Annotated in this window: 11 protein-coding genes, 1 tRNA gene and 1 pseudogene; all 13 read left to right on the forward strand. The window is 51.2% G+C overall.

Annotation, left to right across the window (positions count from 1 at the left end; genetic code table 11):
* Nucleotides 1-435 (forward strand): annotated as a pseudogene (locus B3W37_RS07430) (aminopeptidase); the annotation flags it as partial.
* 56 nt (nucleotides 436-491) lie between these two features.
* On the forward strand, nucleotides 492-1505 hold the full coding sequence (gene selD, locus B3W37_RS07435) for a selenide, water dikinase SelD (protein ID WP_483175241.1): 1014 nt from the start codon (nucleotides 492-494) through the stop codon (nucleotides 1503-1505).
* A 21-nt stretch (nucleotides 1506-1526) separates the two neighbouring features.
* A complete protein-coding gene (locus B3W37_RS07440; RefSeq protein ID WP_483169066.1) occupies nucleotides 1527-1727 on the forward strand; it encodes a DUF951 domain-containing protein in 201 nt (66 codons plus the stop codon).
* Nucleotides 1728-1790: 63 nt separating this feature from the next.
* On the forward strand, nucleotides 1791-2006 hold the full coding sequence (locus B3W37_RS07445; protein ID WP_481041848.1) for a hypothetical protein: 216 nt from the start codon (nucleotides 1791-1793) through the stop codon (nucleotides 2004-2006).
* A gap of 130 nt (nucleotides 2007-2136) precedes the next feature.
* Complete coding sequence (gene rpsF / locus B3W37_RS07450) at nucleotides 2137-2430, forward strand: 30S ribosomal protein S6 (RefSeq protein ID WP_481041846.1); 294 nt, start codon at nucleotides 2137-2139, stop codon at nucleotides 2428-2430.
* Between the two features lie 26 nt (nucleotides 2431-2456).
* Entirely contained in the window at nucleotides 2457-2900 is a 444-nt protein-coding gene (locus tag B3W37_RS07455) for a single-stranded DNA-binding protein (RefSeq protein WP_481041844.1), read from the forward strand.
* Nucleotides 2901-2918: 18 nt separating this feature from the next.
* Nucleotides 2919-3143 (forward strand): 30S ribosomal protein S18, encoded by a 225-nt coding sequence (gene rpsR / locus B3W37_RS07460; RefSeq protein WP_481041842.1) that lies wholly within the window; start codon nucleotides 2919-2921, stop codon nucleotides 3141-3143.
* 145 nt (nucleotides 3144-3288) lie between these two features.
* Nucleotides 3289-3603, forward strand: a complete 315-nt coding sequence (locus tag B3W37_RS07465; RefSeq protein ID WP_483169063.1) for a MazG-like family protein — start codon at nucleotides 3289-3291, stop codon at nucleotides 3601-3603.
* Nucleotides 3604-3607: 4 nt separating this feature from the next.
* Complete coding sequence (locus B3W37_RS07470; RefSeq protein ID WP_483175240.1) at nucleotides 3608-4558, forward strand: DUF2232 domain-containing protein; 951 nt, start codon at nucleotides 3608-3610, stop codon at nucleotides 4556-4558.
* A 3-nt stretch (nucleotides 4559-4561) separates the two neighbouring features.
* Entirely contained in the window at nucleotides 4562-5008 is a 447-nt protein-coding gene (gene rplI / locus B3W37_RS07475) for a 50S ribosomal protein L9 (RefSeq protein WP_483169061.1), read from the forward strand.
* Between the two features lie 14 nt (nucleotides 5009-5022).
* Nucleotides 5023-6936: a Lon family ATP-dependent protease gene (lonC, locus tag B3W37_RS07480; protein ID WP_483169060.1), complete on the forward strand. Its 1914-nt coding sequence runs from the start codon at nucleotides 5023-5025 to the stop codon at nucleotides 6934-6936.
* Between the two features lie 191 nt (nucleotides 6937-7127).
* The gene (locus B3W37_RS07485) at nucleotides 7128-8405 is read left to right on the forward strand and encodes an adenylosuccinate synthase (RefSeq protein ID WP_483169058.1); all 1278 of its coding nucleotides are present in this window, start codon (nucleotides 7128-7130) and stop codon (nucleotides 8403-8405) included.
* Between the two features lie 52 nt (nucleotides 8406-8457).
* Nucleotides 8458-8532 (forward strand) — tRNA-Val (locus B3W37_RS07490).
* The last annotated feature ends 17 nt before the right edge of the window (nucleotides 8533-8549 follow it).

The raw sequence follows: 8549 nt of genomic DNA on the forward strand, positions 1-8549 counted from the left end.
ACTGATTATTATCAGGTGCGTAAAACCCTGGCCAAGAGTTACGCCCTGTCAGCAGATGTCAATGCCGCTGTAGATCCTACCTTCCCCGACGTTTTCGAAAAGATGAACTGCAGTTTTGTGTCTGCCGGAGTAGTTTTAACCAAATACACCGGCTCCCGGGGTAAAGCCGATTCCAATGACGCCAACCCCGAGTTTGTTGCCGCCATCAGGCGTCTGTTCGACGAGGAAAACGTAGTGTGGCAGGTTGGAGAACTGGGCAAGGTGGACATCGGAGGAGGAGGCACCGTAGCTCAATACCTGGCCCGTTACGGTATGGAAGTAGTGGATTGCGGAGTGGCCGTTTTGAGCATGCATTCACCCTTTGAGATAGTTAGTAAAGCCGATGTATACATGGCTTACCGCGCCTACCAGGCGTTTATGGAAAAAATGTCCTGAAAAGCGGATACCTTAAGAGGGGAGGGCTGGCAGTGGAAAAACGCAGATTAACCCAAATGGTCAGGGCTGCCGGGTGAGCTGCTAAAATAGGTCCGGGGACCTTGGAAAAGCTTTTACAAGACATCCCGGTTACGGTGCAGGAAAATATTCTGGTCGGGATGGAAACGCGCGATGACGCAGCTGTGTACCGCCTTGACCGTGATAAAGCCCTGGTTCAAACTGTGGACTTCTTTACCCCCATGGTGGATGATGCTTACCTGTTTGGGCAGATTGCAGCCACCAACGCTTTAAACGACATCTATGCCATGGGCGGTCAGCCGCTCCTGGCCTTGAATATTGTATGCTATCCGACCTGCGAAGATCTCCACACCCTGGGGCAGATCCTGGAGGGAGGCCTGGATAAGGTTAAAGAGGCCGGGGCTTTCCTGCTGGGAGGCCACAGCGTAGATGACAATGAGCCCAAATACGGCTTAGCGGTTACCGGACTGGTCAACCCCGAGCGGCTATTGACCAATGCCGGGGCCAGACCCGGAGACAGGATATACATCACCAAGCCGATCGGCAACGGTATTATAGCCACGGCCATAAAAGCGGAAATGGTTTCGCCGCAAGCGTATGACGAAGCTATATACTGGATGACCATGCTCAATAAGGAGAGCAGCGAGATAGCCGCAGAGATCGGGGTCAATGCGGCCACCGATGTCACCGGTTTCGGTTTGTTGGGGCATCTTGCTGAGATGGCTCAAGCCAGTCAGGTCACGGTGCAGCTGCATGCTGGGGCGGTGCCGCTCATAAGCGGTGCCTGGGACGGTGCTTCCATGGGCTTAATACCGGGCGGAACTTACAACAACCGCAGTTACCTGGAAGAAAGAATTAGTGTAGATCCCGGGCTCAATCCGATCTGGCTGGATTTGCTGTACACTCCCGAAACCGCGGGAGGACTGCTTCTGGCAGTCAGTGCCGGGCAAGCCTCGATTCTGGAAGAAGCTATGCAAAAACGACAGATTTTTTGTGCACTTATCGGTAAGGCGGTAGAAGCCTGCTCTTACTCCATAGAAGTGATGGCCTGAAGGGCGGGGGAGGGGAAAACCATGCAGCGCAAAGAATTCAAAATCGGCGATGTGGTCAGGATGAAAAAAAAACATCCCTGCGGCAGCTTTAACTGGGAGGTTACCCGGATGGGAGCCGACATCAAAATAAAGTGCGTGGGTTGCGGCCGACTGGTGATGATTCCGCGGATGGAATTTGAAAAACGCATGATCAAAGTAGAGACCTCGGCTGAAAGTCAATAGCACTTATTTCCTGCTCAGCATAGAATATACTATATCATTCTATGGCTATAAGGGGGGTAAGAAGTGGAGGGTACAAGCAAAGATAAAATGCCCTTTCAAGTCGGGGACCTGGTAAGTGTAAAAAACATGCCCCGGGAAGAACGCTTCTGTATCATCGGATTTAAGAGCAGCCCGGAAGGGCAGCCTGTGGCTATACTGAAAGCGCTGTTTAATGATACCTTTATTACCGAGAAACCCGTATCCGAATTGCACAGCCTGTTGATAAGAGGGGTTTTATAATAAAACCTTTCCAGTATCTTGCATGCTGGGGTAAAATACTGTTATAATAATTTGAAGTCCCTGCTCCGGTTAAAAACCGGAGCCTTTACTCGTATTAGCACGAGTTAGTCCATAGGGAGGAGGTGTAACGATGCGCACGTATGAGATGTTGTTCTTGCTAAAACCCGATTTGTCTGAAGAGGCCATTGCCGAATCCAAGGAAAGACTGCGTACCATCATCGCAGATTTCGGCGGAGAGTTCGTCAACGAGGCCGAAGGCTGGGGCAAAAAACGGCTGGCGTACGCTATTGAAGATTATCATGAAGGAATTTATTCCTTATGGTACTTCAAAGGCCAGCCCGATACTGTTTCAGAATTGGACAGGGTTATCAAAATATCGGACAATTTCCTGCGCCACATCATCATCCGCCAGGATGAGAACTAACTAAAATTCAGGTGGGAGGGAATTTTGTGTTGAACCGAGTGGTTTTAATTGGTCGCCTGACCCGCGACCCCGAACTGCGTTATACCCCGAATGGGGCTGCAGTTGTCAGTTTCACCATAGCTGTCGACCGTAAGTTCAATCGCAACGAAGCCGACTTCATTCCCATTGTGGCATGGAATAAACTTGCTGAAAATTGCGCCAATTACCTGGGCAAAGGCAGGCTGGTGGCAGTGGAGGGCAGGCTGCAGGTACGCAGCTATGAAACCCAGGATGGGCAAAAACGCTGGGCAACCGACGTAGTCGCTGATGAGGTTAAATTCCTCGACAAAGGCGGGTCGTCAGCCAGTGCGCCTGGTTCAGCAGCAGCACATACCTCCTCTGGCCAGGATGGCTGGAATGATGTGGGACAAGAGTTAGTAAACGATATCGACTTCGTTGACCGCAACGGGGATGATGACATTCCCTTTTAGTTAGAGGAGGAATCGTATTTGAAAAAGGAAAAGCGCAAAAAAAGAAAACAGTGCAATTTTTGCGCCGATAAGATTGAGCACATAAATTACAAAGATATTCCTCGGCTGCGCCGCTACGTAACCGAACGCGGGAAAATTTTACCCCGTCGCATCACCGGCAATTGCGCCCATCACCAGCGGCAATTGACAGTATCCATAAAAAGGGCCAGAACCATGGCTTTGATGCCCTATACATCCGAGTAAAGCTAGCTAGCAAGCCCTCTTTTGAGGGCTTGTTTTTATTAGAGGATATCAATTGACCGGCCCAAAGGACTGTTCTCACTGTACCCGAGTTTTTAGGAGGAAATGACGGCTCCTTGTTGAACAGTTTGAAAAGGGGGTGTTATAAATGGCCTTAAAAGGCGATCTGGATATAACCAAAAACCTGAAGATGGTGGAATGGCTTAAGGCTGAATTAGTTCAATCCGTGGGGGCCTTGTTCAAGAGCCTGCTTAACGCCTCTGCCGAAGCAACCGCCGATAAACTTGCGGCTATCATCATTCTAATCTACCTCCTGGGATGCCGGGTGGGGGTGTCTTTTGCCGCCCTGGATCGCGCAGTTAAACTCAAGCTGGAACAGAGTCTGGCCGCAGCTCAGCTTGAAGACCGCTGGTATCAGGATATGACCGCTCTCAATGATCACTTGCGCCACAGAACGAGGTGATAAAATGCCCACCTTCTTAATATACCTGATTTTAACCGTGCTGGCCGGCCTGGTAACGATTGCAGTGCCTGCTCTGACTATGATTTCAGCCTTATTATGGGGCGCCCTGTTGATCATGGCCGGCCTGCATTTGGATGCCAAGAAACTCTTGACCTTATTCGCGGCCAATATAATTATTGTCACAGTCAGCGGGGGAACGGCCAACCTGATCTATTTACTGGCTTTTTATGGAATACCGGCCATGGTGATGGGATTTTTGACTTTAAAACAGGGCAGCTATTATGACGCCCGCCGCTGGGGAACCGTGGCCCTCATAGCCGGGGTAAGCCTGTACCTGGGGGCCTTATATCAATCCGGAGGAGGAAGCTACTTTGCCCAGCAGGTGAACGAGATGGTAATGCAGGCCAGCAGTTATTATGAGAACCAGGGCTGGACCCAGATATACCAGCAAGCGGGGCTGACCCAGGAGGAAATAAACCAGACCCTGCAGAGCATGGGCCTCAACATCTTGCATCATCTGCCCGCTATTTTCTATGTTCAGGGATTACTGGCAGTATTTTTAATGCTGTGGCTAGCCTCTTTTTTCACCTGGAACCAGCATGCCAGCCGTCTAAAAAAGAAACCTTTTGCGCAGGAACTGATGCCCTGGGAACTGGTATGGCTGGTAAATCTGGGTTTGGCTCTGTGGCTTTTAGGCTGGGATGAACACAGCCTCACCTATTATGCAGGCTCGAACATCCTGGTTATCATGGCGGTAATATCATTTTATTATGGCCTGGCCAGCCTGGTTTTTCGCCTTAAATACGAAAGGGGCCGGGGGAGGTCCTGGATGATTTTCCTGCTGGCAGTATTGGCGCTGTTCTTTCCGCTGTCAGCCCTGGGTTTCCTTTGTATTTTCGGCATATTTGACAGTCTCTTGGACCTGAGAAAACCATTTACCGGACAGGAGGTATAATGCGTGAAGGTTATATTGACACAGGATGTTAAAAAACTGGGTAAAAAGGGTGAAATTAAAGAGGTCAGCGACGGCTATGCCAGAAATTACCTCATTCCCAAAGGTTTTGCCCAGGAAGCTACCACTACCCGTTTAAAAGAAACCGAGGATCAAAAGCAGCGTCTGGAAAGGCAAAAAACCAAAGAAGAGAATCAGGCGAGGCTGGTCAAAGACAAACTGCATGGCAAAATGGTGTCAATCAAAGCCAAAACCGGCGGGGGCGACAAGCTTTTTGGAGCAGTTACCTCCCGGGAAATAGCAGAAGTCTTGCAACAGCAATTTGGGGTAATGGTTGACAAGAAAAAGATTGAATTAGGAGAACCTATTAAACATCTGGGTGAATACCCGGTGCACATCAAAATATACCCGGGCATACACGCAGATATACAGGTTAGCGTGGAACCCGGATGATAGGGGCGCATTAAGTGAAATTTAAAAGCAATAAAAAAGACCAGAAAAACCGGGCCCTGTACTGGCAGGTGGAAAACCTCTATCAAAGTCTGGACAGCCTTTACGGGACTCAGGGGCTGGTCTTGCGGGCCAGTAAACTGGATGCCATCGATTTGATCAAGTCAGAGCGTTTGGAAGAGAAGATCCTGGGGCTGCACCGCATACTGGCCGAAGATCCTACTATCAATGAACTCAAGTTTCACGGCAACCTGGAGCAGGAAACCGCTTACCTCGAGGAATTACTGGCCGAGGAAAGTGCCAGGCGCTCCGTAGAAGCGGAATGGCAGAAACGCATCCAGGAAAAGGTGGATCAAAACTATCAGGTCTATGTCAGGGACCTTCAGGTCCAGCTCTTCAAAGAGCAAAATAATTCCCCCGAAAACGCCCGCACTTTAAAAAAGCTGGGATTTATCGAAAAGATGGAAAGAACCGGCTTGAACCGCTCCGCTCTGGAGCTATTGAGGCCCGCCAACATCAAGGAACTGATTGGGCAGGAAAAAGCGGTAACTGCCCTTTTGGCCAAGTTGAACACCCCCTATCCACAGCATCTCATCCTGTACGGCCCGCCCGGGGTGGGCAAGACCAGTTGCGCCCGCCTGGCCTTGGAGATGATTAAAGGCCGGACCTCCAGCTGCTTTGCCGAAGAAGCCCCATTTATTGAAGTGGACGGCACCACCCTGCGCTGGGATCCCCGTGAGGCTACCAATCCACTGGTGGGGTCGGTGCATGATCCCATTTACCAGGGCGCTCGCAGCGACCTGGCCGAGGCCGGCATACCTGAACCTAAACCGGGCCTGGTTACCGAAGCCCATGGGGGAATCTTGTTTATCGATGAAATCGGGGAGATGGACCCTGAACTGCAGAACAAGCTGCTCAAGGTTCTGGAAGATAAAAGGGTTTATTTCGAATCCTCCTACTATGACCCCCACGACGACCGGGTGCCGCAATACATCAAAAAGATATTCGAAAAAGGACTTCCTGCGGATTTTATTCTCATAGGCGCCACAACCCGCAGCCGGGAAAACATCAGTCCGGCTTTGCGCTCCCGCTGTATGGAGGTATTTTTCGAGCCTTTAACCCCGCAGCATATACAGAAGATAGTGCAAATCTCGGCAAACAAACTGGGTATTGAAATGCAGCCCGGTGTACCCGAAATAATCAGCGAATATACCAGTGAAGGCCGCTCTGCCAACAAACTGCTGGTCGACGCCTATGCCCTGGCCTTAAATGAACCTGGGGATCACCGTGAGTCTCGCCTGGTATTAAAACGGCATGTTCATCAAGCCGTGCAGTTCAGCCGCATTACCCCGGTTTCGCCCCGGGTAGAGCTTGATAGCAGTGAGGTAGGCAGGATAATGGGACTGGGGGCTCATCACTATCACGGAGACGTTTTAGAAATAGAAGCCGTGGCTTTTCCCGCTTCCGCAAGCGGTGAAGGCAGTATCCGTTTTAATGACACTGCCGGTTCTATGGCCAGGGATTCGCTGTTTAACGCGGCTTCGCTACTGCGCCAGCAGCTGGCCGCCAACCTAAAAGACTATGATCTGCATATCAACATCGTAGGGGGCGGAAAAGTAGACGGTCCCTCGGCAGGCGCCGCCCTTTATCTAGTTGTCGTCAGCGCCATAACCGAAGTGCCCATAAGCCAGGATGTGGCCATAACCGGTGAGATATCTCTGCGCGGCAAGATCAAACCGGTAGGAGCCATATGGGAAAAAATCCAGGCAGCCAGGCAGGCAGGACTGCGTAAAATACTGCTTCCGGCAGCGAACCTCAAGGATGTCCCCGCCGGAACCAAAGGCCTGGAAATAGTGCCCCTTGAATCCATCGATCAGGCCTATCCGCACATATTTGCAGGGCCGATTCCCCGCCAATCGGAACCCCTATAAGCCGCTGCCGATGCTATTGACAAAGCCGCCTGAGCAAGCTGTATACTCTTATACAGTATACAAAAACCCCGAGATTCCTTAACTTGCCTTGGTTGACACTAATAAATGGTAATGCTAATATGAGTTTGCCGGCCACTTCGCGAAGGCCTGGTGTGGCGGCTAACTGGTGAATATACCAAGGGGGTGGCCTGATGTCAGCAATCGTTTTGATAGGCAGCCAATGGGGAGACGAGGGCAAAGGCAAGATTACCGACTTCCTGGCTGAAAAAGCGGATTGTGTGGTTCGTTATCAGGGGGGCAGCAATGCCGGACATACGGTTGAAGTTTTGGACCAGCAGTTTAAACTGCACCTGATTCCATCAGGCATTTTATATCCCAATACCCAGTGCATTGTCGGCAACGGGGTAGTGGTGGATATGGGTGAATTAATCAAAGAATTGGATGAACTGGAGAGCCGGGGAATAGACACGAAAAATCTGCGCATAAGTCAGCGCGCCCCGCTGGTACTGCCATACCATAAGAGGATTGACAGCCTGGAGGACCGGGCTTCGAATATCGGAACCACCAAGCGGGGCATAGGGCCTACCTACGCGGATAAAATCAACCGCACCGGGTTCAGAATCGGGGATCTCTTAGATTCCCCGGCTTATTTTGAGCCCCGCTTCGCGGCTCAGGTAAAACAGAAGAACCGCATCATCGAAGAGATCCATGGCGAACCGGGCTTCGATTACCGGGAGCTGCTGGAGGAGTTGCGGGAACAAGTAGAACGCTTGCGCCCCTATATAGCCGATACCTCGTTATTGATTTACCAGGCCATGAAGAACCATAAAAAAGTGCTTTTTGAAGGCGCTCAGGGGACCCTGCTAGATATAGACCACGGCACCTATCCCTATGTCACTTCCTCGCATCCCATCGCAGGCGGGGCTTGTGTGGGAGCCGGGGTGGGTCCTACCTGTATCGACCGGGTAATTGGGGTAGCCAAAGCTTATACCACCCGGGTCGGTGAAGGGCCGTTTCCGACCGAGCTGAACGATGCTGATGGGAATATGCTGCAGCAGCGGGGCATGGAATTCGGCACAACCACTGGCAGAAAACGCCGCTGCGGCTGGCTGGATGCGGTGATACTGCGCTATGCCGCGCGCTTGAACGGATTGACTGACCTGGCCATCACCAAACTGGATGTACTGGATGAGTTTGCGGTGGTCAAGATATGCACCGGATATAAATACAAAGGCACCATTATCAGCGAGTTTCCGGAAAGTATAGAGGTATTGGAAGGCTGCCAACCGGAATACATGGAGCTGCCTGGCTGGCAAGAGGATATCAGCGGAATTACCGAGTACGATAAGCTGCCGCACAATGCCCGCCGCTACCTGGATGTCATCTACGACCTCACCGGGGTCAAACAGACCCTGATCGCGGTTGGGCCCAAACGCAGCCAGACCATAGTTCAGGACCAGATTTTTTAACCAGGCCCAGGATTTGAAATAAGGCCGCAGAAATGATACACTATCTAGCAGCGGGCGCATAACTCAGCGGGAGAGTGCTACCTTCACACGGTAGAAGTCGCAGGTTCGAAACCTGCTGCGCCCACCAAAAACAAAAGGTAAAAA

The organism is Syntrophomonas sp. UBA5494 (genome assembly GCF_002426325.1).

What these genes read in the sequence shown, in the direction of transcription:
- B3W37_RS07440 (WP_483169066.1), top strand. Translation starts at nt 1,527, where the DNA reads ATGCAGCGCAAAGAATTCAAAATCGGCGATGTGGTCAGGATGAAAAAA.
- rpsF (WP_481041846.1), top strand. Translation starts at nt 2,137, where the DNA reads ATGCGCACGTATGAGATGTTGTTCTTGCTAAAACCCGATTTGTCTGAA.
- B3W37_RS07465 (WP_483169063.1), top strand. Translation starts at nt 3,289, where the DNA reads ATGGCCTTAAAAGGCGATCTGGATATAACCAAAAACCTGAAGATGGTG.
- B3W37_RS07470 (WP_483175240.1), top strand. Translation starts at nt 3,608, where the DNA reads ATGCCCACCTTCTTAATATACCTGATTTTAACCGTGCTGGCCGGCCTG.
- B3W37_RS07485 (WP_483169058.1), top strand. Translation starts at nt 7,128, where the DNA reads ATGTCAGCAATCGTTTTGATAGGCAGCCAATGGGGAGACGAGGGCAAA.